The organism is Paraburkholderia sp. SIMBA_030 (genome assembly GCF_046535245.1).
GTDB lineage: Bacteria > Pseudomonadota > Gammaproteobacteria > Burkholderiales > Burkholderiaceae > Paraburkholderia.
Genome location: NZ_JAWRXB010001860.1, coordinates 1 through 228, shown reverse-complemented (window position 1 = coordinate 228; position 228 = coordinate 1). Strand labels below are relative to the sequence as shown.

Sequence of the window (228 nt, the reverse complement as noted above, 5' to 3'; positions counted from 1 at the left end):
ATCTGAACCTGTTGAATTAACTGCTCAAGAAAAGCTGACGACCACCTTATCTCATCATCGTTGGACGTTAGTAAACGCAGTTGACGCCAATGAGCAACCTATGGCTGAATTTGCGAATATCAACAGTCAGGTAACGCTTGCATTCAACCAATATCAAGGGCAAGACACGCTAAGCTATAGCGTAGGCTGTAATACGATTAGTGCTGGCTATCAGTTAAAAGGGCATAC

Annotated in this window: 1 protein-coding gene; it reads left to right on the top strand. The window is 43.4% G+C overall.

Translation table 11 applies throughout. The features are described 5' to 3' along the window. Positions 1 to 228: hypothetical protein (locus SB772_RS46435; RefSeq protein WP_410839325.1), on the top strand; the 228-nt coding region annotated here is incomplete at both ends.